Source organism: Pseudomonas sp. MBLB4136, assembly GCF_051904765.1.
Classification (GTDB): Bacteria; Pseudomonadota; Gammaproteobacteria; order Pseudomonadales; family Pseudomonadaceae; genus Aquipseudomonas.
Genome location: NZ_CP196713.1, coordinates 1,706,393 through 1,727,055 on the forward strand (window position 1 = coordinate 1,706,393; position 20,663 = coordinate 1,727,055).

Consider the following 20,663-nt stretch of genomic DNA (forward strand, 5'->3'; position numbering starts at 1 on the left):
GTCGCCTGGCGGGTGGCGGCGCCCACCCCGGTGGCAATGCCACGAGGGCGGGCGCTTGCGGCCGGCGGGGTTGCACCGCATGCGGGCGTCAGTAGAGGCCGAAAACCTGGAACTGCAGGTACCAGACGCCCAGCGAGCCGAAGAAGTTGACCAGAATGGCCGGCAGGAACTTCAGGTGCACGCCGAAGCTGTAGCTCTTGTCCAGCGACATGGCCATCACCCCGGCGGCCGAACCGACCACGGTCAGCGAGCCGCCGATCCCCACCATCAGCGCGTTCAGCGCCCACTGATCCAGGCCCAGCTGCGGATTGGACATCAGCGCCGCGGCTTCCACCGGTACGTTATCCATCACCCCGGAGGCGACGCCGAGGATCATGTTCACGGCCGTCGGGCTCATCAGCTCGAACAGTTGCGAGATGTAGGTCAGCCAGCCGACGTGATTCAGCGCCGAGACCGAGGTGATGATGCCGATGAAGAACAGCAGGGCGTTCCATTCCACCTTCTGCAGCTGGTCCTGCCAGGGCAGCTCGATGCCGCGGTGCATCAGCAGCCAGGCATACAGGGCGACCATGCCCAGGGCGATGCCGATGGCGAACTCGATGCTGACCTTAAGCAGGATGTTGCACAGCACTGCGCCGACGATGGACACCAGGCCGACCACGGCCAGGCCAGCGCCGCCGGGCTTGAGCGCGGTCTCCGACTGGTCCGCCCGGTGGATCAGCTTCTCGCCATCGAGCTTGCGCAGGTAGAACAGGTGCAGGGTGGCGGCGAACAGCAGCCAGCCGATCAGCGCCGAGGGAATCAGCAGCAGCAGGCCGGCGATGCTGATCTTGCCGGCCAGTACCACCATCAGGCTGGTGGACGTGCCGAGAAACCACACACCGCTGTTGGAGGCGACCACGATATTGCACAGCGCCACATGGGTGTAGCGCTGGTGGACGGAGATGCTCTTGACCGTCTTGCCGAAGATCATCGCCGTGGTGATGTTGTTGAGGAAGGGCGAGAGCAGCGCCGACAGCGCGCCGGTGGCCCAGAACATGCCCCTGGCGCCCAGGCCCTTGCGCATCAGGTAGCCGTTCAGCGCGGTAAACACGTTCCGCTCGTTGAGCAGTTCCACCACCATCCACATGAAGGCCATGAAGGCGATCAGGCCGAACAGCTCCTCCTTGGTCTCGCTCTGGGCGTGGAGGAAATACTGGAAGCCGTTGGGGTCGGTGAGGGCGTAGTGAGCGCCAATTACGATCAAGCCGGACATCATGAACATGGCCGGCTTGAATTTATCCATCTCTAGTTGTGCTTCAAAAATGATAAGCGTCATTCCAATCAGGAATATCGCCAGCACGAGCAAGCCCGTGAGCGAGAAGGGTTCTATGACCATTTAGGGGGAGTCTCGAGGGAAGGGATAGGAAGGGTTAAAAAATCGTTTCAAATTATATCGGTGCGCCCTGGGCTTTGGCAGCGGTACTTGAGGGGCCGTGCGGCGTTTTCGTTCGGCAATGCGTCGCGGCTGAGTCGTTCGGCTAAACTGCACGCTCTTTTTTCCGGAGACAGCCTGTGACCGCCCCTTCGCCCGCCAGCAAAACCCGCCTGCGCACCCTGCGTGATTACATCCGTTGGGCGGTCAGCCGCTTCCATGGCGAAGGGCTGTTTCATGGGCATGGCACCGACAATGCCTGGGACGAGGCGCGCCAGCTGGTGCTGGGCGCTCTGCACCTGCCCTGGGAGATCGCCGACAGCTACCTCGATTGCCGCCTGGAAGACGACGAGCATGCGCTGCTGCATGACCTGCTCGAGCGGCGTATCGGCGAACGCGTGCCGACCGCCTACCTGCTGGGTGAGGCCTGGTTCTGCGGCCTGCCGTTTCTGGTCGACGAGCGCGTGCTGATCCCCCGGTCACCCATTGCCGAGTCGATCGAGCAGCGTTTTCAGCCCTGGCTGCCGGCTGAGCCGGCGCGCATCCTCGACCTGTGCACCGGCTCCGGTTGCATCGGCATCGCCTGCGCCTACGAGTTTCCCGAGGCGGAGGTGGTGTTGGCCGACCTGTCCTTCGAGGCGCTGGAGGTGGCCAATCAGAATATCGAGCGGCACGGCCTGGAGGAGCGCGTCTACACGGTGCAGGGCGACGGCTTCGCCGGTCTGCCGGGGCAGCGTTTCGACCTGATCGTTTCCAACCCGCCCTATGTGGACGCCGAGGACTTCGCCGACATGCCGGCCGAATACCAGCACGAGCCGGCGCTGGGCCTGGCCTGCGGCGACGATGGCCTGGACCTGGTGCGGCGCATGCTGGCCGAGGCCGCCGACCACCTGACCGAGCAGGGCCTGTTGATCGTCGAGGTCGGCAACAGCCAGGTGCATGTCGAGGCGCTGTACCCGGAGGTGGACTTCACCTGGCTGGAGTTCGAACGCGGCGGGCACGGCGTGTTCCTGCTGGCGGCCCGGCAGTGCCGGGAGCATCAGCCACTGTTCCGTCAGCGTCTCAAGCCCTGAGGGCGAAGGCAGCGTCGATCTAGCGCACCGACATCCAGATCAACAGTCCGGCCTGGAACAGGCTGAACGCCACCAGGCAGCCAATGGTGAAGCGCAGGTTGCTGTCCTCGCGCCTGAGGCGGTCGATGCGTTCTTCCAGCTTGCGGATCTTCACCGCCTGCTCGTGTAGCGTCTGGTCGGCCTGCTGCAGCATGGCGGCGGTTTCGAGGGTGTCGACTATCTGCACCTTGTCGACATTCCAGTCCTCATGCAGCGTGGCGACCCGCGGTGCGCCATAGAACGCCATCAGTTGCAGCGGGTCGAGGTAGTCGAGGGTGAACCCCTGGGCCAGCAGGCAGCGATCACGGCGCGCCTTGGCGTCTTCGCTGCCCACCGTCTTGGCCGGCAGCAGGCCCCCCTGGACCTGATAGTGACCACAATGCTGCTTGGCCCAGGCGATGCCCTGGGCCAGCAGGAGGCGGCCGAGGCCGCGGTTGCCCGGTTCCACCTGCAGGCCGCCTTCGGGGCCGAAGCGCACTTCCTTGTTGCGGTGGTCGATCCACACCTCCAGCAGGTTCTGTTCGGGGCGCAGGCGCTGTCCGTGCAGTTGCACCTGCAGGCGCAGCAGGCTTTGCGCCTTGCTATGGCGCACCACCCGGCCCAGTTGGGCGAAGCGCAGCGGCCGCAACCCGGTATTGCGGTCGGCCGGCAGTGGCGCCAGGCGCAGCAGGCGGAACTGCTCGGAGTCGAGATTCGCCCAGGGGTGGGGCGTTGCCTCTGTCGCCGGCGTATCGGCCGGGCGCTCGGGCGTGGGCTCCTGGGGTTGGGGCTCGGTCATGGCTGGCAATCCTGTGCGCACGGTGGAACGGGTAACCGTCTTATCGGCCGACCTTGTCCGGGCTGGAGGTCGGTACGGCGCCGGTCGGTGGAGTACAGGCAGCGTCTCCGTCGGGCGGTCGGGCCAGCGGCACTATCGGCCGGCGCCGCGGGCGTGGCAAGCCTGGGCCGCCGTCGACGGCTCCAGCTTCGAGGGTGAACTGAACCGGCGCCGCGGGTATACTCGCCGGCTTTACTGAGTGGGGCCTGGCGCGCTGTGGCGGCCGGTCCGGAGTCGATTTCCGCGGAGCCTTTTGCACATGTCCGGCAATACCTACGGCAAGCTGTTCACCGTCACCACCGCCGGCGAAAGCCATGGTCCGGCCCTGGTCGCCATCGTCGACGGCTGCCCGCCGGGGCTGGAGCTGAGCCTTGCGGACATGCAGCGCGACCTCGACCGGCGCAAGCCCGGCACCAGCCGCCACACCACCCAGCGTCAGGAAGATGACGTGGTGGAGATCCTCTCCGGGGTGTTCGAGGGCAAGACCACCGGTTGTGCCATCGGTCTGCTGATCCGCAACACCGACCAGAAGTCCAAGGACTACTCGGCCATCAAGGACCTGTTCCGCCCGGCCCATGCCGACTACAGCTACCACCACAAGTACGGCATCCGCGACTACCGTGGCGGCGGCCGCAGTTCGGCGCGCGAGACCGCCATGCGCGTGGCGGCCGGCGCCATCGCCAAGAAATACCTGGCCACCCAGGGCATCGTCGTGCGCGGCTACATGAGCCAGCTCGGCCCCATCGAGATTCCGTTCAAGAGCTGGGACAGCGTCGAGCAGAATGCCTTCTTCAGCCCAGATCCGGACAAGGTGGCGGAGCTCGAGGCCTACATGGACCAGCTGCGTCGCGACCAGGATTCGGTCGGGGCCAAGATCACCGTGGTCGCCGAGGGCGTGATGCCCGGCCTCGGCGAGCCGATCTTCGACCGCCTGGACGCCGAACTGGCCCATGCCCTGATGAGCATCAACGCGGTCAAGGGTGTGGAGATCGGCGCCGGTTTCGCCAGCGTGGCCCAGCGCGGTACCGAGCACCGTGACGAGCTGACCCCGGAGGGCTTCCTGTCCAACAACGCCGGCGGCATCCTCGGCGGCATCTCCAGCGGCCAGCCGATCATCGCCCACCTGGCGCTCAAGCCGACCTCCAGCATCACCACCCCTGGGCGCTCGATCGATATCGATGGCAACCCGGTGGAGATGATCACCAAGGGCCGCCACGACCCCTGCGTGGGCATCCGCGCCACGCCTATCGCCGAGGCGATGATGGCCATCGTGCTGATGGACCACCTGCTGCGTCACCGCGGCCAGAACGCCGGCGTCAGCGTCGCCACGCCGGTGCTGCCGCAACTGTGATGAGCGCTTGCGGCCGGGCCGTGTGCCGCACGGCCCGGTACCGGCTCCCCCGGCTGACGCCGTGTTCTGCCCCGGTGGGCCTCTGGCCATGAGTGCGCCCATGCCGTACTGGCGCCTGTCCGGCTTCTACTTCTGCTATTTCTCCCTGCTCGGCGCCGTCGCGCCGTTCCTGGCGCTGTACTTCGATCATCTGGGGTTTTCTGCCGCGCGTATCGGCGAGCTGGTGGCCATCCCCATGCTGATGCGCTGCATCGCCCCCAACCTGTGGGGCTGGCTGGGCGACTACAGCGGGCGGCGCCTGGCCATCGTGCGCTTTGGCGCGATCTGCACCCTGCTGTGCTTCGCCGGCATCTTCGTCAGCCAGAGCTATGCCTGGCTGGCGCTGATCATGGCCAGCCACGCGTTCTTCTGGCACGCGGTACTGCCGCAGTTCGAGGTGATCACCCTGGCCCATCTGCGCGAACGGGCGACCCGCTACAGCGAGATCCGCCTGTGGGGCAGCATCGGTTTCATCGTCGCGGTGGTCGGCCTGGGCAAGCTGTTCGAGTTCGTCAGCCTGGACGCCTTTCCCTGGGCCCTGGTGCTGATCATGGCCGGCATCGTCATCAGCAGCTTCTGGGTGCCCAGCGCCGAGCCGCAGATGCGCCCGAGCGACCCGGCCCTGGGCGGCTTCCTCAAGCAGCTGCGGCGCCCCGGCATTCTGGCGTTCTATTGCAGCGTCGGCCTGATGCAGCTGAGCAACGGTCCTTACTACACCTTTCTCACCCTGCACCTGGAGGCCCTGGGTTATGCGCGTGGCCTGATCGGCCAGCTCTGGGCCCTGGGCGTGGTCGCCGAGATCGTGCTGTTCCTGTTCATGGCCCGCCTGCTGGCGCGCTATTCGCTGCGCAGCGTGCTGCTTGCCAGCTTCCTGATCACCGCGCTGCGCTGGCTGCTGCTCGGCAATCTCGCCGATCACCTGGTGGTGCTGCTGTTCGCCCAGCTGATGCACGCGGCGACCTTCGGCAGCTTTCATGCCGCCGCCATCCACTTCGTCCAGCGCAGCTTCGCCGACCGCCAGCAGGGCCAGGGCCAGGCCCTCTACGCCACCCTGGCCGGGATAGGCGGCGCCCTCGGCGCGCTGTACTCCGGTTACAGTTGGAACAGCCTGGGGCCGGCCTGGACCTTTGCCATCGCCAGCCTGGTAGCCCTGGCGGCTGCCGTCATCACCGCCACCCGCTTGCAAGAGGAGAGGCCATGAGCCCGACCCGCGAACAACTCGCCCAACAGATCATCGACGCCGGCCGCTTCCTTTACGGTCGCGGCTGGTCGCCGGCCACCAGCAGCAACTATTCGGCGCGGCTGTCGGCCAGCGAGGCGTTGCTGACCGTGTCCGGCAAGCACAAGGGCGAGCTGGGGCCGGACGACGTGCTGGCCACCGATATGCAGGGGCGCAGCCTGGAGGCGGGCAAGAAGCCCTCGGCCGAGACCCTGCTGCATACCCAGCTGTACAACTGGAAACCGGAGATCGGCGCGGTGCTGCACACCCACTCGGTCAACGCCACGGTGCTGTCGCGCCTGTGCCTGAGCGAGTCGCTGGTGTTCGCCGATTACGAGTTGCAGAAGGCCTTTTCCGGCGTCACCAGCCACGAATCCCAGGTCGAGGTGCCGATCTTCGACAATGACCAGGACATCGCCCGCCTGGCGGCCAAGGTGCAGCCCTGGCTGGACGCCCATCCGGACTGCGTCGGCTACCTGATCCGCGGCCACGGCCTGTACACCTGGGGCGCGCGGATGAGCGACGCCCTGCGCCAGATCGAAGCCTTCGAGTTCCTCTTCGAATGCGAGTTGAAGGTGCGTGCCCTGCACAAAGCCTGACCCTGTCCATCCCCCTCACAGCGAGAGCCCGAGCATGAGCAGCCTGAGCGTCTACCACGAATTCTCCCCCGAACAGCCGAACAAGGTGCTGACCCACCTCGAGGACATCGCCAGCACCCTGGCCGCGGTCGGCGTGCGCTTCGAGCGCTGGCAGGCCGTGGCGCCGATCGCCCCCGGCGCCAGCCAGGACGAGGTGATCGCCGCCTATCGTCCGCAGATCGAACAGCTGATGAGCGAGCGCGGCTACGTCACGGTCGACGTGGTCAGCCTCAGCGACGATCACCCGCAGAAGGCCGAGCTGCGCGCCAAGTTCCTCGACGAACACCGCCATGCCGAGGACGAGGTGCGCTTCTTCGTCGCCGGCCGCGGCCTGTTCACCCTGCACATCGACGACTACGTGTATGCCGTGCTGTGCGAGAAGAACGACCTGATCTCGGTGCCGGCCGGGACCCGCCACTGGTTCGACATGGGCGAGCACCCGCACTTCGTGGCGATCCGCCTGTTCAACAATCCCGAGGGCTGGGTCGCCCAATTCACCGGCGAGGACATCGCCAGCCGCTTCCCGCGTCTGGACGACTGAACCGCTGCTGGCGGCGACGTCCGTCGCCGCCATTGCCGAGTCACGGGGGCTGGCGCCCTCCACCCCATGTTTGGAGTTTGCATGCCGATCAAAGCCATCCTTACCGATATCGAAGGCACCACCAGCGCGGTGAGCTTCGTCTTCGACGTGCTGTTTCCCTATGCCGCCAAGCACCTGCCGGAGTTCGTCCGGGCGCATGCCGACGAGCCGCAGGTGGCCGAGCAGTTGGCCGCGGTGCGCGCCGAAGCCGGCGAGGCCGATGCCGATGTCGAGCGCGTGATCGAGATTCTCCTCGGCTGGATCGCCGCCGATCGCAAGTCCACGTCACTCAAGGCCCTGCAGGGCATGGTCTGGGCCGAGGGCTACCGCGCCGGTCAGCTCAAGGGGCATGTCTACCCCGATGCGGTGGAGGCGCTCAAGCGCTGGAAGCAGCGGGGCTACGACCTGTACGTCTATTCCTCCGGGTCGATCCAGGCGCAGCAGCTGATCTTCGGCTGTTCCGAGGCGGGCGACCTGACGCCGCTGTTCAGCGACTATTTCGACACCACCAGCGGGCCCAAGCGTGACGCCCAGTCCTACCGCAGCATCACCCAGGCCATCGGTTGTCCGGCCGAGGAGATCGTCTTCCTTTCGGATATCGTCGAGGAACTGGACGCCGCCCGGGCAGCCGGCATGCAGACCGTCGGCCTGGCCCGCGAGGGCGGCGAGCTGGCCGGCCACGAGACCGTCGCCAGCTTCGCGCAGATCGACCTCGAGCGCCTGTGAGGCGTCGCGCGGTCGTCCTCCGGGCGGCTTGCGCGAATCGCCGGCTATCCTTCGGGGGCAACCCTCAACACAGGAGTGTCCCCATGGGTTCCACCATGAATGGCCTGCTTGGCCTGATCATCCTGGCTCTGGATATCTGGGCCATCATCAACGTGGTCAAGAGCGGCGTCGACACCGGCAAGAAGGTGCTGTGGGTGCTGTTGATCATCTTCCTGCCGGTGATCGGCCTGATCATCTGGGCGTTGGCGGGGCCGCGGGGCAACGTCAGCCTCTGACCCGTGGCGCGTGCGTTAGCGTTCCTGCTGCTTGCCTGGCTGGCTGTGCCGGGCTGGGCCCAGGCCGACCAGGCGACGGCCTGGGATGCCCTGCGCGCGGGCCGTGCCGTGCTGCTGCTGCGGCATGCCACTGCGCCGGGCATGGGCGACCCGGCGGATTTTCGTCTGGGCGACTGCGCGACCCAGCGCAACCTCGATCGGCGTGGCCGTGCCGAGGCGCGGCGCTGGGGGCAACTGCTGCGCAGCCAGGGCATCGAGCGGCCGCGCCTGTTCAGCAGCCGCTGGTGCCGGGCCCGCGACACCGCCGTGGAAATGAACCTGGGGCCCGTCGAGCCATTGCCGGCGCTGGACTCCTTCTTCGGCGATCGTTCGCGGGCGGCGGGGCAGACGGCGGAGCTGGTCGAGGCGGTCAACGGCTATATGCCCGGCACGGTCATGGTGCTGGTTTCCCACCAGGTCAATATCGCTGCGCTGACCGGCGTCTATCCGGCCTCGGGCGAGGGGCTGATTCTGGCCCGCCCGCTGCGGGTGCCGGCGCGGGTGCTGGGGCGCATCGCCCCGCCCTGATGGGCGCCGCTCAGAGCGGCCCGAACAGGGCCGGGGCGCCGCGCCTGCGTTGCCACAGGCGGCTGCCAAGCAACAGCGCCAATGACAGCGGCAGTAGCCAGGCAAACAGGCCGATGAAGGCGCCCAGTCCGGGGATGCCCAGCAGCAGGAGCAGGCTGGGTGCGCAACAGGCGCCGCCGGCCAGCAGGGCCGGCCACAGCCCGGCGCTCCAGGCGACATCCGCCCCCGTGGCGCAGGTGCGGCGCTGCCGTAACACCAGGGCGCCGTGCAGGTTGCCGGCCAGCAGCAGGCCCAGCAGTGCGGCCAGGAGCAGGTTGAGCGGGCTGAGCAGCAGCACCAGGTAACCCAGTTCGAGACTGGCCACCGCCTCGAAATGCCAGGGCGAACGCTGCGTGAGCAGGCGTTGCCATTGCCAGGGCAGGCTGGACCACCCCCAGCCAGCGGGGCCCAGGTCGAGATCGCCGATGGCGTAGAGGTAGAACAGCGCGTAGCAGCAGGCCACGCCGCCGATCAGGATCGCCCGGCTGCGCCTAACGCCCATCGAGCACCACCGTGTCGGGGTAGAAGGCGTACCAGGCGAACCACATGGCCTCGAACGCGTTGAGCGGCTCCAGCGCGTCTAGTCCGGGTGCCTGCGGACCGTCGGCCTCGAAGCGGATCTCGCGTCGATCGATCTGCACCGGTTGCTCGGCGCGAAACACCCAGCCGGTGTCCAGGCCGGGATCGTCGATGATGACGAAATGTTCGTTACCCAGCGAATGTTGAATGACCCCCTGTTCGCGCAGATGGCGCTTGTCCACGGCGACGGCGGCATGGGCGGTGCGGAAGCCGAGGATGCTGTGTTTGGCGGGGTAGCGGGGGTGCTGGTGCATCACCGGAAACATCAGCTGCGGGTCGGCATAGTAGCCCCGCAGCGGGTTGTAGCTGCCGTAGGGATCGCGCCGGTAGTTGCGTAGCGCGCCGGTGTCGCGGGTCAGTACCTGGGTCTCGGGGTGGCGGGCCTGCCAGTTGGCCCAGGTGCTCCAGAACACGCGAATTTCCTGCAGCCGCCGGCCGGTGGCGGGGCCGCTGATGGCCGCGCCGGCGATCTGCGACCACTGGCTGTCGCTGCCGCGGTCATACATCACCACATTGCTGTTGAGCAGGCGCCCGGATACGCCGAACCGGCTGTCGCCCCGCATGAAGCCGAGCGCCGTGGCGGTCAGCGGGCAATAGGTGATGCTCAGCGGCTCGCCGGCGATGCTGTCGTTGACGATCTCGTGCCACACCAGGATGCGCTGCGGGTAGGCGCGGGCCTGGCCGCGGTGATGGACGCCGAAGACAATGTCGTCGTGGCGCAGGTACTGCGCGGCCCCCGCGGCGTCGCTGAAGAGCGGCTGATCGATGGCGGGAATGCCATCCTTGCCGGGCCCACCGGACAGGGTCATGTCGGCGTAGGTCTGCGCTGTAGCCGAGAGCAGGCGCTCCGGGCCCGGTGGCGGCAATGCGACCTGGCCGGCGTAAGCCAGTGCGGTCCATAGGCTCAACAGGCCGAGCAGGGTGCCGGCTCGCCGGCATGGCGGTCGGCGCGAGCGTTGCGTGGACATCGGCGGTCACCTCCCACTTCTGCAGGGCGCGGCCATGTCAGAAGGATGAGTGTCTTCCGAACTTAGATGGCCGGCTGCCGGCGCTGTTACAGCCTGCGACCGCGCAGCCTGCCGGGCGTGACGCGCTATCGCTCAAAGCGCCAGTTGTTGCTGGGGTGCCAGTACCCCTTCGAGCTGCAGGAGCAGGGCCTTGCGCGCCAGGCCGCCGGCGTAGCCGGTGAGGCTGCCGTTGCGGCCGATCACCCGATGGCAGGGCACGACGATGGCGAGGGGGTTGGCGCCGTTGGCCGCGCCCACCGCGCGCACCGCCCTGGGTCGGGCGATCTGCGTGGCCAGCTGGCTGTAGCAGCGGGTCTGGCCGAAGGGAATCTGCTGCAGGGCCTGCCACACGGCCAGCTGGAAGGCCGTGCCCTGCGGCGTCAGACGCAGATCGAAATGCCGCCGGCGGCCGGCGAAATACTCGTCGAGCTGGCGGCAGGGCGCATCCAGCTCGGCGCCGGCCAGGCGCCAGTGTTCGCCGATCTGCCAGGGTTTTCCGTCGATCTCCAGCAGCAGTTGCTGCAGACCGCCTGCATCGCCGACCAGCAGCAGGCGACCGAGGGGGCTGGGGTGGTCGCGATAGAACATCGTTCAGCCTCCGGCATAGTCGTGCCATAGGTGCGCCGCGGCATAGGCGCGCCACGGGCGCCAGGCTTCGGCGCGGGCCTCGAGCTGCCTGGCGGCGATGCCGTCTGCGCCCCACAGCGGCGCCTTGAGCAGGCCCAGGTCGCTGGCGGGGAAGGCATCGGCCTCGCCGAAGGCGCGCAGGGCGATGTATTCGGCGGTCCAGGGGCCGATGCCGGGCAGGGCGCAGAGGCGCTCGATCAGCGCGGCACTGCCGTCGCGCAGGTCCAGGTGCAGCGCGCCGCTGGCGACCTGGGCGGCGAAGTGCTGCAGCGTCTGTACCCGCTTGCCGGGCATGCCGATGCCGTCCAGGTTGGCCTCGGCCAGTGCCTCGGCGCTGGGGAACAGGCGCTCAAGGCCGCCGTCGGTCGCTTCCTGCAGGGGCTCGCCGAGCCGCGAGACCAGGCGTGCGGCAATGGTCACCGCGGCCTTCACCGTGACCTGCTGGCCGACGATGGCGCGCACCGCCTGCTCGAACGGGTCGAAGGCGCAGGGCACGCGCAGGCCGGGATTGCGCGCCACCAGGGGCGCCAGCAGCGGGTCTTCGGCCAGGTGCGCGGCGATACGCTGTGGCTCGGCATCCAGGTCGAACATGCGCCGCACTCGGGCGGTCAGGGCCGGCAGGCAGGCCTCGGCCGAGGCGCAGTGATGCAGTTGCAGGGCAGATTGGCCGGGCACCGGGCGCACGGCGAACCAGCCGCTGACCCCGTCCAGGCGAAAGCTGCGGCGATAGCCGTCGGCGTCCAGTCGCTCGACCCCAGGCAAGGCGCGCAGGGCGTAGTGGGCGTGGAACTGTTGCCAGTGCCAGGGCGGCTGGTAGGGCAGGAGCACGGGGTGCGGAGCGGCGGCGGTCATGGGGGGCACGATAACCGCCTGGTGCACGCCTGTCAGTGCGCAAGTGACTTTCAAACACCCGAGGTTCGACCTGTCATCCTCGGCAACGTAGAATGCCCGCCTTTCTTTCAGACGGCGGGCGCCGAAAACGGTGTCCGTGCGCATTCAGACGCATTGATGAGGAATTGCCCATGAGCGATTACCAAGAGACCCTCTACGACGGCTACGGTCAGCGTTTTCGCGTGGACAAGCTGCTGCACGAGGTGCGCACCGAGCACCAGCACCTGGTGATCTTCGAGAATGCCCGCATGGGCCGGGTCATGGCCCTGGACGGCGTTATCCAGACCACCGAGGCCGACGAGTTCATCTACCACGAGATGCTCACCCACGTGCCGATCCTCGCCCATGGCCTGGCCAAGCGCGTGCTGATCATCGGCGGCGGCGACGGTGGCATGCTGCGCGAGGTGTGCAAGCACGCCAGCGTCGAGCACATCACCATGGTCGAGATCGACGGCACCGTGGTCGACATGTGCAAGGAATTCCTGCCCAACCACTCCAGCGGCGCCTTCGACGATCCGCGCCTGAACCTGGTGATCGACGACGGCATGCGCTTCGTCGCCACCTGCGCAGACAAGTTCGACGTGATCATCTCCGACTCCACCGACCCGATCGGCCCGGGCGAGGTGCTGTTCTCCGAGAACTTCTACCAGGCCTGCCGCCGCTGCCTGAGCGACGGCGGCATCCTGGTCACCCAGAACGGCACGCCCTTCATGCAGCTGTCCGAGGTGCAGACCACCGCCGGGCGCATGCGCGGCCTGTTCGCCGACTGGCACTTCTACATGGCGGCGGTGCCGACCTATATCGGCGGCAGCATGACCTTCGCCTGGGGCAGCACCGACAGCGGCCAGCGCAAGCTGTCGGCGGAGACCCTGCGCCAGCGTTTCGCCGGCAGCGGTATCGTCACCCGTTACTACAACCCGGACATTCACCTCGGCGCCTTTGCCCTGCCGCAGTACGTGCTGCAGGCGATCAACAAGCCCAGCAACGACTGAGCCGCCAGCTGATTCGAGAAAAGGACCTGCGGGTCCTTTTTCTTTGCCGGCGGCTTGCCAACGACCCACGCTATCTCGACATATTTTTCACACCCTCTTTTGCACACTCCCGCCGCTCGGTTTGCGAGCCGTTCGAAGTCGATGGGAGTCTGTACCGATGCTGCTGCGCGAAAAAATCCGCTACTGGCTGATGCTGTTTATCGGGGCCGCCCTGGTCCCGGCGGTGGCCTATCCGGCCTGGCGCCACCTGTATCCGGTGGAAGCCTGCGGCGGCTGGGGCTACCAGGTGTTCCACAGGGACATCCCGCGGGTCAGCGCCCTGGTCCGTGATGCCCAGGGCACGCTGTTCATCAGCCAGGAGTTCGACGACGGCAAGGGCACCATCCTCCGGCGCGACGCCGACGGCCGCCTGAGCACCTTGCTCGGTGGCCTGTCCAAGCCCGACGGCCTGGCGTTGCTGGGGGACGGCGTGGCCGTGAGCCAGGAGGGCGGGCGCCTGCCGGTGCTGTTGCTGCAGGGCGAGCAGGCCAGGCCGTTGTTCGAGTCGGACAGCGTCGAGGGCGTGACCAGCGATGGGCGTTACCTCTACGCCATCGAGGACCGGCGCCAGGGCCGTCTGCTGCGCTACGACCCGCTAAATGGCGAGCTGCTGACCCTGCGCGATGGCCTGGACGAAGGCGAAGCCGTCGCCGCCTGCGCCGACGGCCGGCTGTTCTACACGGAGAAGAAGCGCGGCTGGGTCAAGCAGTGGCAGGCTTCCGGCGCGGACGTCCTGGTGCAGGCCGACCTCCAGGACCCGGGCTTTCTGCTGTGCAGCGCCGACGGCCTGTGGATCACCGAGGACGCCACCCATATGGCCCGGCTGCTGCTGCTCGATCCGGCGGGACAGTTGCAGGTCGTGCTCGATCACCTGCGTTCCGCGCAGAGCATCATCGCCCTGGCGCCGGGCCGCTACCTGCTGGCCGAGCAGGGCCGCAACCGCATCCTGCAACTCGACCGCCTGCCTGCCGGATCTTGATCGCCATGACCACTGCCAACGCCCGCAGCATCCCATCGTCCCCTTCGCAGCTGGCCAGCCCCAGCATCCGCCATCATCTGCAGTTCGCCCTGTGCTGTGGCCTGGCGCTGCTCGCGCTCTACGCGCTGCTGCGGGTCGCCCTGCTGGTCTACAACCGGGAACTGATCGGTACCACGCCGGCGGCGACCTTTGCCGAGGCCTTCTACAACGGCCTGCGCTTCGACCTGCGGGTGGTGGTCTACGCCCTGGTGCCGTTGCTCTTGTCGCTGCTCAGCCTGCGCGCCATGGCGGCTCGTGGCCTGCAGCGCCTGTGGCTGACCGGCTTCGCCAGCATCACCCTGTTTCTCGGCCTCGGCGAGCTGGACTTCTACCGCGAGTTTCATCAGCGCCTGAACAGCCTGGTATTCCAGTACTTGCAGGAAGACAGCCAGACCGTGCTGAGCATGCTGTGGAACGGCTTTCCGGTGGCCCGCTACCTGCTGGCCTGGGCCTTGGCGACCTGGCTGCTGGCCAGGCTGTTCAAGGCGCTGGACCGCTTCAGCCGTCCGTCCGAGCAGCCGCCAGGGGCAGGCCGCTCGCCAAAGCCGCCGGCCTGGTACTGGCGACTCGGCGCCTTCGTCCTGTGCCTGCTGCTGGCGCTGATCGCCGCCCGCGGCCATCTGCAGCAGGGGCCGCCGCTGCGCTGGGGCGATGCCTACACCACCGATTCGATGTTCGCCAACCAGCTCGGCCTCAACGGCACCCTGACCCTGGTCTCGGCCGCCCAGGCCAGCTTCTCCTCACACCGCGACAACGCCTGGCAATCGTCGCTCCCCGAGCAGCAGGCGCTGGAGACGGTGCGCAAGCTGCTGCTGACCCCCCACGACCAGCTGGTCGACGCCAATAGCGCGGCCATGCGCCGTGATTTCACCCCGCCACAGGAGCGCACCCTAGCGGTGCGCAATGTGGTGGTAATCCTCATGGAGAGCTTCGCCGGTCACTTCGTCGGCGCCCTGGGCTCGGCGGCCAATATCACCCCGAACTTCGACAGGCTGGCGCAGGAGGGTCTGCTGTTCGACCGCTTCTTCTCCAACGGCACCCATACTCACCAGGGCATGTTCGCCACCATGGCCTGCTTCCCCAACCTGCCGGGCTTCGAGTACCTGATGCGCACGCCGGAGGGCGCGCATCAGTTCTCCGGCCTGCCGCAGCTGCTCGGCGCCCGGGGTTACGACAACCTCTACGTGTACAACGGCAATTTCCAGTGGGACAACCAGTCCGGTTTCTTCAGTAACCAGGGCATGACGAACTTCATCGGCCGCGAGGACTTCGTCGACCCGGTGTTCATGGACGCCACCTGGGGTGTGTCGGATCAGGACATGTTCGACCGCGGCGCTGCGGAGCTGGCCGGCAACTCCGGCGACAAGCCGTTCTATGCGCTGCTGCAGACCCTGTCCAACCACACGCCCTACGCGCTGCCGGAGGACCTGCCGGTGCAGCCGGTCACCGACCAGGGGGCGCTGAACGAGCACCTCACCGCCATGCGCTATGCCGACTGGGCCCTCGGCCGGTTCTTCGAGCAGGCGCGCCGGGCGCCTTACTTCAAGGACACCCTGTTCGTGGTGGTCGGCGACCATGGCTTCGGCAGCACCGAGCAGCTCACCGAAATGGACCTGTATCGCTTCAACGTGCCGCTGCTGCTGATCGGCCCGGGCGTGCAGGAAAAATTCGGCAAAACCAGCCATGTCCTCGGCACCCAGATCGACATCGTGCCGACCATCATGGGCCGCCTGGGCGGCGAGGTGCGCCACCAGTGCTGGGGCCGCGACCTGCTCAACCTGCCGGCCGGCGACCGCGGTATCGGCGTGATCAAACCCTCGGGTGGCGACCAGACCGTGGCCATCCTCACCCCCGAGCGCATCCTGATCCAGCCTAAGGGCTTCGAGCCCCGTCTGTATGCCTACCAGCTCGGCACCCAGGCCAGCGCCGAGCGGCTGCCTGGTGAGATCGATCCGCAGCTGCAGCGGGACCTCGACGCCTTCCTGCAGACGGCCACCAGGAGTCTGCTGGACAACACGGCCGGGGTGCGCGACGGCAACTGAGCGAGTCGGCCGCAGGGCTGTTCCGCGCGTCGGGCGCCGAGGCCGAGGCGGCCCCGCGGCTGGCCGCGAGCCGGCCCAGTGCCTATAACTAACCCATGGCCGATCCGCAGCCCGCGGCACCACAGGAGTCGCTTCGGGCGCGACGCTATGGCCGCTCCGCGGAGGGACACGCCCATGCCCAGCAGCCCCATACTCGAGATGATCGGCAACACGCCGATCCTGCCGCTCACCCGTCTGGACACCGGCCCCTGCGAGCTGTTCGTCAAGCTGGAAAACCAGAACCCCGGCGGTTCGATCAAGGACCGCATCGCCCTGACCATGATCGAGGCGGCCGAGCGCAGCGGCGAACTCAAGCCCGGCGGTACCATCATCGAGGCCACTGCCGGCAATACCGGCCTGGGCCTGGCCCTGGTGGCCGCGCAGAAGGGCTACCGCATGCTGCTGGTGGTGCCCGACAAGATGAGCCGCGAGAAGATCTTTCACCTCAAGGCCCTGGGCGCCGAGGTGCGCCTGACCCGCTCGGATGTCGGCAAGGGCCATCCCGAGTACTACCAGGATCTGGCACGCAGCCTCGCCGGGTCCATGCCCGGCGCCTTCTACATCGACCAGTTCAACAATCCGGCCAATGCCTGGGCCCACGAGAGCGGCACCGGCCCGGAGATCTGGCGCCAGCTCGAGCAGCGAGTCGACGCGGTGGTGGTGGGCGTCGGCTCGGGCGGCACCCTGGGCGGTCTGACGCGCTTCTTCCAGCGGGTGGCGCCGCAGGTCGAGATGGTCCTGGCCGATCCGCAAGGCTCGGTGCTGGCCGACTACGTGGAAACGGGCCAGTTCGGCGAGGCCGGCAGCTGGCTGGTGGAGGGCATCGGCGAGGACTTCGTGCCGGCGATTGCCGATTTCGCCCTGGTCAAGCGCGCCTACCGCATCAGCGACGCCGAGAGCCTGCACACCGCGCGCCAGTTGCTGCAGGAGGAGGGCGTACTGGCCGGTTCCTCGTCCGGCACCCTGCTGGCGGCCGCCCTGCGCTTCTGCCGCGAGCAGACCACGGCGAAACGGGTGCTGACCTTCGTCTGCGACAGCGGCAACAAGTACCTGTCGAAGATGTTCAACGACTACTGGATGATCGACCAGGGCCTGATCGAAAGGCCCAGGGAGGGCAACCTGCGCGACCTGATCGCCCGTCGCTACGACGAGGGCGCCACCGTCACCTGCAAGCCGGGTGAGACCCTGGCGGCGGTCTATGGGCGCATGCGTTTTCACGATATCGACCAGGTGCCGGTGATGGAGGGCGACCGGGTGGTGGGTTTGATCGACGAATGGGACCTGCTGCGCGCGGTCAAGGACGCCCCCGAGCACTTCCAGCTGCCTGTGTGCGAGGCGATGGTGACGCACCTCGAGACCCTCGACCCCGATGTGCCGCTCGAGCGCCTGTTGCAGACCTTCGATGAGGGCCATGTGGCGCTGATCGTCGAGCACGGCCGCTTTCTCGGTTTGATCACCAAGAGTGACGTGCTGAGCCTCTGGCGCCGCACCCTGCGCTGACGTCCGGCCGACCGTCCACAGGAGTCCCCATGAACGAGTTCGAAACCCTCACCGTGCATGCCGGCTACGAGCCGGACTGGACCGGCGCGGTGATGCCGCCGATCTACGCCACCTCGACGTTTCGCCAGCAGTCCCCCGGGGTGCACGCCGGCTACGAGTACGGGCGCAGCCAGAACCCGACGCGCCAGGCGCTGGAACGGGCCATCGCCGACCTGGAGGGCGGCGCCCAGGGCTTCGCCTTCGCCTCCGGGCTGGCGGCCTGCGCCACGGTGTTGGAATTACTGCCGGCGAACAGCCATCTAGTCGCGGTGGACGACCTCTATGGCGGTACCTACCGCCTGTTCGAACGGGTGCGCAAGCCCGGCGCCGGCCTGCAGATCAGCTATGTGCCGGCGGACGCCGACGCCGCCACCCTGGCCGCCGCGCTCAGGCCCGAGACCCGGATGATCTGGGTCGAGACGCCGACCAATCCGACCCTGAAACTCTGCGATCTGGCCCAGGTCGGCCGGCTGGGCCGGGAGCGCGGCATCCTCACCGTGGCCGACAATACCTTCGCCTCGCCTTACCTGCAGCGTCCGCTGGAGCACGGCTTCGACATAGTCGTGCACTCGGCGACCAAGTACCTCAATGGTCACTCGGACGTGATCGCCGGGCTGGTGGCGATTGCCGATCGCCCGGAACTGGCCGAGCAGCTGGCGTTTCTGCAGAACTCGGTGGGCGGCATTCTCGATCCCTTCTCCAGCTTCCTCTGCCTGCGCGGCATGCGTACCCTGGCCCTGCGCCTGCAGCGGCACGTCGCCAACGCCGCCGAGCTGGCGGCCTGGCTGGAGCGCCAGCCCGAGGTGACGTCGGTGCTCTATCCCGGCCTGGCCAGCCATCCGCAGCATGCGCTGGCCAGGCAGCAGATGCGCGGTTTCGGTGGGCTGATCAGTCTGTACCTGGCCGCCGATGGCGAGGGCACCCGGCGTTTCCTCGAGGCCACGACGCTCTTCACCCTGGCCGAGAGCCTCGGCGGGGTGGAGAGCCTGATCAGCCAGCCGGCGAAGATGACCCACGCCTCCATCCCCGCCGAGCGTCGTGCCCAGATCGGCATCGGTGACAACCTGGTGCGCCTGTCGGTGGGCATCGAGCACGTCGAGGATTTGCGTCGTGACCTACAGCAGGGCCTGGCGGCAGTCGCCGGTTGATCCGTTGGCAGAGGGTTCCCCGAGGTGCCGTCGGCGAGGGCGAACGGGGCCGTGCGCAGCCGCATTGGTCGATAGGCCAGCGGGTGCCGTTCCTCGGGTAACGCGAGATACCACTTGAATACCTCGGACCATGGTCCACACTTTTTCAGACCATGGTCTTATCCAAGCTAGAGGTCGGTCATCGATTCGGCCCTATGAACCGCAAATGACCCAGTAGCGGGAGAGACCCATGTCAGTGACAAAAATTTTACTTCTGATTATCTGTTCGTCGCTGCTGGCGCTGGGCGCCCATGCCAGGCCGGCGGTCGGGACGGTGGCGCTCTATTCCGATGGCTCGGTGGAGAAGCTCGTTGCTTATGACGGCAACCGTGCTGTCTGGGAGGATACCCGCAAGCGCCGCTATACCTACGGCAACAACCCTCTGTCGCTGGTTCTGGCCCGTGAAGATCTGCTGCGCCCGACGCGCAGCTACACGGTCGACGTGAAGTCCGGCGACCCTGCGCGTCTGCTCGGTGCCGCCGCCGGACGCGCTGAACATTTCGTGCTGAGACGAATCTATCGTGATGGTCGAAGGAAGCTGCGCGAGTGGCAATGCGAGTCCTTGGGCAGGGGTTCCTTTGCACTCGAGGGGCAAACGCTGGGCACCGAGCGCTATAGCTGTCTGCGCAGTTATCGCAACAGCAGCGGCTCCTCGCGCAAGGACGAGCGCCTGATCACCTATGCCCCCAGCCTGAACCTGATCGTCGCGCTGGAGCGGACCAAGACCAAGATCTATCGAAAACGCGCAAACAAGACCACTACCACGAACCGCACACTGAAGCATCTGCTAGCCCCCCAGGAAGCCAATGCCAAAAGGATCAGGCAAATCCACCGCCAATTGGCGAAGTGAGCAGGCCATGATCGATTCATCAGCGTCACTTCAGCAGCGTTTGCAGAAGGCCAAACAGAGTTATGTCACCCGCCACCTTGAGCTTTCCGCCTGTCACGCGCTGCTACCCGTTCAGCCGGTATCCCTGGGCGATCTGTTGCTCGCCCGTGTCACCAAGATCCGCCAGCACCCGCGCATCGAACTGCCTTGCGGGCGGCGTGCCAATCTGTTCGTCGACGACGAAGTGATCCTGGCGGCCGGCAACCGATACGCCACCGACCAGTTCGCCGCGACGTTGCCGACCGGCAGCAGCGCTCATCTGGTCGCCGGCGGCGGTATCGCCGCCGAGGTCGTCAGTCGTCATGCGTCGGTCAAGCCGGCAACCGAAATCGAGATCCTCGGTCTGCTGGCGGATGAGCAGCAGCAGGTCCTCAATCTCGGTCGCTTCGTCACCCTGGCGGACGCACCGGATCAGTTGGCAGCGGGCGGCATGCGCATCTTGCTGGTGGTCGGCACGGGCATGAACAGTGGCAAGACCACCTTGGCCACTGCCCTGGTCTCCACCCTCAGTCGCCAGGCTTGCCGAGTGGTGGCGGCCAAGCTGACCGGCACCGGCTCGGGACCCGACGTCTGGCGCTTCCGCGATGCCGGGGCGATCGCCGCCTACGACTTTACCGATGCGGGGCTGCCGGGGACCTGGAAGCAGCCGACCGAGCGCCTCTTCACTATCGCCAGGCAGATCATCAACGTGTCCTGCACCCACGAGGCGCAATACCTGGTGATCGAGTTGGCCGATGGCATCTTGCAGGAGGAAACCAAGGCTCTGATCGAGCATCAGGGCTTCATGTCCCTGTGCGATGGCTGCTTCGTCGCCGCCGATTGCGCGCCAGGTGCGCTGATGCTGGTCCAGCAGCTGGCGTCGAGCAGGGTCCCGGTGCTGGCGATCAGCGGAACCCTGACCAGGGCGCCTCTGCTCATTGAGGAGGTCCGCCATTACACGGGCTTGCCCACTCTCACCCTGGAGCAGATCTACGACCCGCGCACAGTGGATATCGTCCTTGGGGAACTGAGTCCGGTGCGATGAGCAGGCTGGCCGA

21 protein-coding genes are annotated in these 20,663 nt (G+C 67.2%); 15 read left to right on the top strand and 6 right to left on the bottom strand.

Annotated features, from left to right (window positions below; genetic code table 11):
• Nucleotides 1–88: 88 nt before the first annotated feature.
• Entirely contained in the window at nucleotides 89–1,285 is a 1,197-nt protein-coding gene (gene nhaD / locus ACSX1D_RS07975; RefSeq protein WP_439861728.1) for a sodium:proton antiporter NhaD, read from the bottom strand.
• A gap of 269 nt (nucleotides 1,286–1,554) precedes the next feature.
• On the opposite strand from nhaD, the gene prmB reads away from it, so the two are divergent.
• Nucleotides 1,555–2,487, top strand: a complete 933-nt coding sequence (gene prmB, locus ACSX1D_RS07980; RefSeq protein WP_439861729.1) for a 50S ribosomal protein L3 N(5)-glutamine methyltransferase — start codon at nucleotides 1,555–1,557, stop codon at nucleotides 2,485–2,487.
• Between the two features lie 19 nt (nucleotides 2,488–2,506).
• On the opposite strand, the gene ACSX1D_RS07985 is transcribed toward prmB, so the two are convergent.
• Nucleotides 2,507–3,304: a hypothetical protein gene (locus ACSX1D_RS07985; protein ID WP_439861730.1), complete on the bottom strand. Its 798-nt coding sequence runs from the start codon at nucleotides 3,302–3,304 to the stop codon at nucleotides 2,507–2,509.
• Between the two features lie 298 nt (nucleotides 3,305–3,602).
• Between ACSX1D_RS07985 and aroC the strand changes: the two genes are divergently transcribed.
• From aroC to ACSX1D_RS08020, 7 genes are all read left to right on the top strand, one after another.
• Entirely contained in the window at nucleotides 3,603–4,694 is a 1,092-nt protein-coding gene (gene aroC, locus ACSX1D_RS07990) for a chorismate synthase (protein WP_439861731.1), read from the top strand.
• A gap of 88 nt (nucleotides 4,695–4,782) precedes the next feature.
• Complete coding sequence (locus tag ACSX1D_RS07995) at nucleotides 4,783–5,934, top strand: MFS transporter (RefSeq protein ID WP_439861732.1); 1,152 nt, start codon at nucleotides 4,783–4,785, stop codon at nucleotides 5,932–5,934.
• Nucleotides 5,931–6,551: a methylthioribulose 1-phosphate dehydratase gene (locus tag ACSX1D_RS08000; RefSeq protein ID WP_439861733.1), complete on the top strand. Its 621-nt coding sequence runs from the start codon at nucleotides 5,931–5,933 to the stop codon at nucleotides 6,549–6,551. Before ACSX1D_RS07995 ends, ACSX1D_RS08000 begins: the two co-directional genes overlap by 4 nt.
• A gap of 34 nt (nucleotides 6,552–6,585) precedes the next feature.
• Entirely contained in the window at nucleotides 6,586–7,131 is a 546-nt protein-coding gene (locus ACSX1D_RS08005; protein ID WP_439861734.1) for a 1,2-dihydroxy-3-keto-5-methylthiopentene dioxygenase, read from the top strand.
• A gap of 81 nt (nucleotides 7,132–7,212) precedes the next feature.
• Nucleotides 7,213–7,896 carry an acireductone synthase gene (gene mtnC, locus ACSX1D_RS08010; protein WP_439861735.1) on the top strand — a complete coding sequence of 228 codons (684 nt, stop codon included), beginning with the start codon at nucleotides 7,213–7,215 and terminating at the stop codon, nucleotides 7,894–7,896.
• Between the two features lie 83 nt (nucleotides 7,897–7,979).
• A complete protein-coding gene (locus tag ACSX1D_RS08015) occupies nucleotides 7,980–8,171 on the top strand; it encodes a PLD nuclease N-terminal domain-containing protein (protein ID WP_439861736.1) in 192 nt (63 codons plus the stop codon).
• Nucleotides 8,172–8,174: 3 nt separating this feature from the next.
• The gene (locus ACSX1D_RS08020; protein WP_439861737.1) at nucleotides 8,175–8,738 is read left to right on the top strand and encodes a histidine phosphatase family protein; all 564 of its coding nucleotides are present in this window, start codon (nucleotides 8,175–8,177) and stop codon (nucleotides 8,736–8,738) included.
• 10 nt (nucleotides 8,739–8,748) lie between these two features.
• Here the strand turns inward: ACSX1D_RS08020 and ACSX1D_RS08025 are convergent, their stop codons facing one another.
• The 4 genes from ACSX1D_RS08025 to ACSX1D_RS08040 all read right to left on the bottom strand — a co-directional run bounded on the left by ACSX1D_RS08025 (nucleotide 8,749) and on the right by ACSX1D_RS08040 (nucleotide 11,842).
• Nucleotides 8,749–9,279 carry a hypothetical protein gene (locus ACSX1D_RS08025; RefSeq protein ID WP_439861738.1) on the bottom strand — a complete coding sequence of 177 codons (531 nt, stop codon included), beginning with the start codon at nucleotides 9,277–9,279 and terminating at the stop codon, nucleotides 8,749–8,751.
• Nucleotides 9,269–10,324, bottom strand: coding sequence for a DUF3179 domain-containing protein (locus tag ACSX1D_RS08030; protein ID WP_439861739.1), 1,056 nt, complete (start codon nucleotides 10,322–10,324; stop codon nucleotides 9,269–9,271). The genes ACSX1D_RS08025 and ACSX1D_RS08030 overlap by 11 nt, the downstream gene beginning before the upstream one ends.
• A gap of 132 nt (nucleotides 10,325–10,456) precedes the next feature.
• Nucleotides 10,457–10,951, bottom strand: coding sequence for a methylated-DNA--[protein]-cysteine S-methyltransferase (locus ACSX1D_RS08035; protein ID WP_439861740.1), 495 nt, complete (start codon nucleotides 10,949–10,951; stop codon nucleotides 10,457–10,459).
• A 3-nt stretch (nucleotides 10,952–10,954) separates the two neighbouring features.
• Nucleotides 10,955–11,842, bottom strand: a complete 888-nt coding sequence (locus ACSX1D_RS08040; RefSeq protein WP_439861741.1) for a DNA-3-methyladenine glycosylase family protein — start codon at nucleotides 11,840–11,842, stop codon at nucleotides 10,955–10,957.
• 170 nt (nucleotides 11,843–12,012) lie between these two features.
• Between ACSX1D_RS08040 and speE the strand changes: the two genes are divergently transcribed.
• From speE to ACSX1D_RS08075, 7 genes are all read left to right on the top strand, one after another.
• Complete coding sequence (speE, locus tag ACSX1D_RS08045) at nucleotides 12,013–12,873, top strand: polyamine aminopropyltransferase (protein ID WP_439861742.1); 861 nt, start codon at nucleotides 12,013–12,015, stop codon at nucleotides 12,871–12,873.
• Nucleotides 12,874–13,030: 157 nt separating this feature from the next.
• On the top strand, nucleotides 13,031–13,891 hold the full coding sequence (locus tag ACSX1D_RS08050; RefSeq protein ID WP_439861743.1) for a hypothetical protein: 861 nt from the start codon (nucleotides 13,031–13,033) through the stop codon (nucleotides 13,889–13,891).
• A 5-nt stretch (nucleotides 13,892–13,896) separates the two neighbouring features.
• Nucleotides 13,897–15,972, top strand: coding sequence for an LTA synthase family protein (locus tag ACSX1D_RS08055; protein ID WP_439861744.1), 2,076 nt, complete (start codon nucleotides 13,897–13,899; stop codon nucleotides 15,970–15,972).
• 174 nt (nucleotides 15,973–16,146) lie between these two features.
• Nucleotides 16,147–17,511, top strand: coding sequence for a pyridoxal-phosphate dependent enzyme (locus ACSX1D_RS08060; protein WP_439861745.1), 1,365 nt, complete (start codon nucleotides 16,147–16,149; stop codon nucleotides 17,509–17,511).
• A 29-nt stretch (nucleotides 17,512–17,540) separates the two neighbouring features.
• Nucleotides 17,541–18,698: a trans-sulfuration enzyme family protein gene (locus ACSX1D_RS08065; protein ID WP_439861746.1), complete on the top strand. Its 1,158-nt coding sequence runs from the start codon at nucleotides 17,541–17,543 to the stop codon at nucleotides 18,696–18,698.
• Between the two features lie 229 nt (nucleotides 18,699–18,927).
• Nucleotides 18,928–19,587, top strand: a complete 660-nt coding sequence (locus ACSX1D_RS08070) for a hypothetical protein (RefSeq protein WP_439861747.1) — start codon at nucleotides 18,928–18,930, stop codon at nucleotides 19,585–19,587.
• 7 nt (nucleotides 19,588–19,594) lie between these two features.
• Nucleotides 19,595–20,650, top strand: a complete 1,056-nt coding sequence (locus tag ACSX1D_RS08075; protein WP_439861748.1) for a hypothetical protein — start codon at nucleotides 19,595–19,597, stop codon at nucleotides 20,648–20,650.
• The last annotated feature ends 13 nt before the right edge of the window (nucleotides 20,651–20,663 follow it).

Bases quoted from the DNA above. Each gene is read 5' to 3' on its own strand.
- ACSX1D_RS08000 (WP_439861733.1), top strand. From the start codon at position 5,931: ATGAGCCCGACCCGCGAACAACTCGCCCAACAGATCATCGACGCCGGC.
- ACSX1D_RS08040 (WP_439861741.1), bottom strand. From the start codon at position 11,842: ATGACCGCCGCCGCTCCGCACCCCGTGCTCCTGCCCTACCAGCCGCCC.
- ACSX1D_RS07995 (WP_439861732.1), top strand. From the start codon at position 4,783: ATGAGTGCGCCCATGCCGTACTGGCGCCTGTCCGGCTTCTACTTCTGC.
- aroC (WP_439861731.1), top strand. From the start codon at position 3,603: ATGTCCGGCAATACCTACGGCAAGCTGTTCACCGTCACCACCGCCGGC.
- ACSX1D_RS08015 (WP_439861736.1), top strand. From the start codon at position 7,980: ATGGGTTCCACCATGAATGGCCTGCTTGGCCTGATCATCCTGGCTCTG.
- ACSX1D_RS08065 (WP_439861746.1), top strand. From the start codon at position 17,541: ATGAACGAGTTCGAAACCCTCACCGTGCATGCCGGCTACGAGCCGGAC.
- ACSX1D_RS08075 (WP_439861748.1), top strand. From the start codon at position 19,595: ATGATCGATTCATCAGCGTCACTTCAGCAGCGTTTGCAGAAGGCCAAA.
- ACSX1D_RS08060 (WP_439861745.1), top strand. From the start codon at position 16,147: ATGCCCAGCAGCCCCATACTCGAGATGATCGGCAACACGCCGATCCTG.
- speE (WP_439861742.1), top strand. From the start codon at position 12,013: ATGAGCGATTACCAAGAGACCCTCTACGACGGCTACGGTCAGCGTTTT.
- ACSX1D_RS08055 (WP_439861744.1), top strand. From the start codon at position 13,897: ATGACCACTGCCAACGCCCGCAGCATCCCATCGTCCCCTTCGCAGCTG.
- ACSX1D_RS08005 (WP_439861734.1), top strand. From the start codon at position 6,586: ATGAGCAGCCTGAGCGTCTACCACGAATTCTCCCCCGAACAGCCGAAC.
- ACSX1D_RS08050 (WP_439861743.1), top strand. From the start codon at position 13,031: ATGCTGCTGCGCGAAAAAATCCGCTACTGGCTGATGCTGTTTATCGGG.
- nhaD (WP_439861728.1), bottom strand. From the start codon at position 1,285: ATGGATAAATTCAAGCCGGCCATGTTCATGATGTCCGGCTTGATCGTA.
- ACSX1D_RS08070 (WP_439861747.1), top strand. From the start codon at position 18,928: ATGTCAGTGACAAAAATTTTACTTCTGATTATCTGTTCGTCGCTGCTG.
- mtnC (WP_439861735.1), top strand. From the start codon at position 7,213: ATGCCGATCAAAGCCATCCTTACCGATATCGAAGGCACCACCAGCGCG.
- ACSX1D_RS08035 (WP_439861740.1), bottom strand. From the start codon at position 10,951: ATGTTCTATCGCGACCACCCCAGCCCCCTCGGTCGCCTGCTGCTGGTC.
- ACSX1D_RS08030 (WP_439861739.1), bottom strand. From the start codon at position 10,324: ATGTCCACGCAACGCTCGCGCCGACCGCCATGCCGGCGAGCCGGCACC.
- ACSX1D_RS08025 (WP_439861738.1), bottom strand. From the start codon at position 9,279: ATGGGCGTTAGGCGCAGCCGGGCGATCCTGATCGGCGGCGTGGCCTGC.
- ACSX1D_RS07985 (WP_439861730.1), bottom strand. From the start codon at position 3,304: ATGACCGAGCCCCAACCCCAGGAGCCCACGCCCGAGCGCCCGGCCGAT.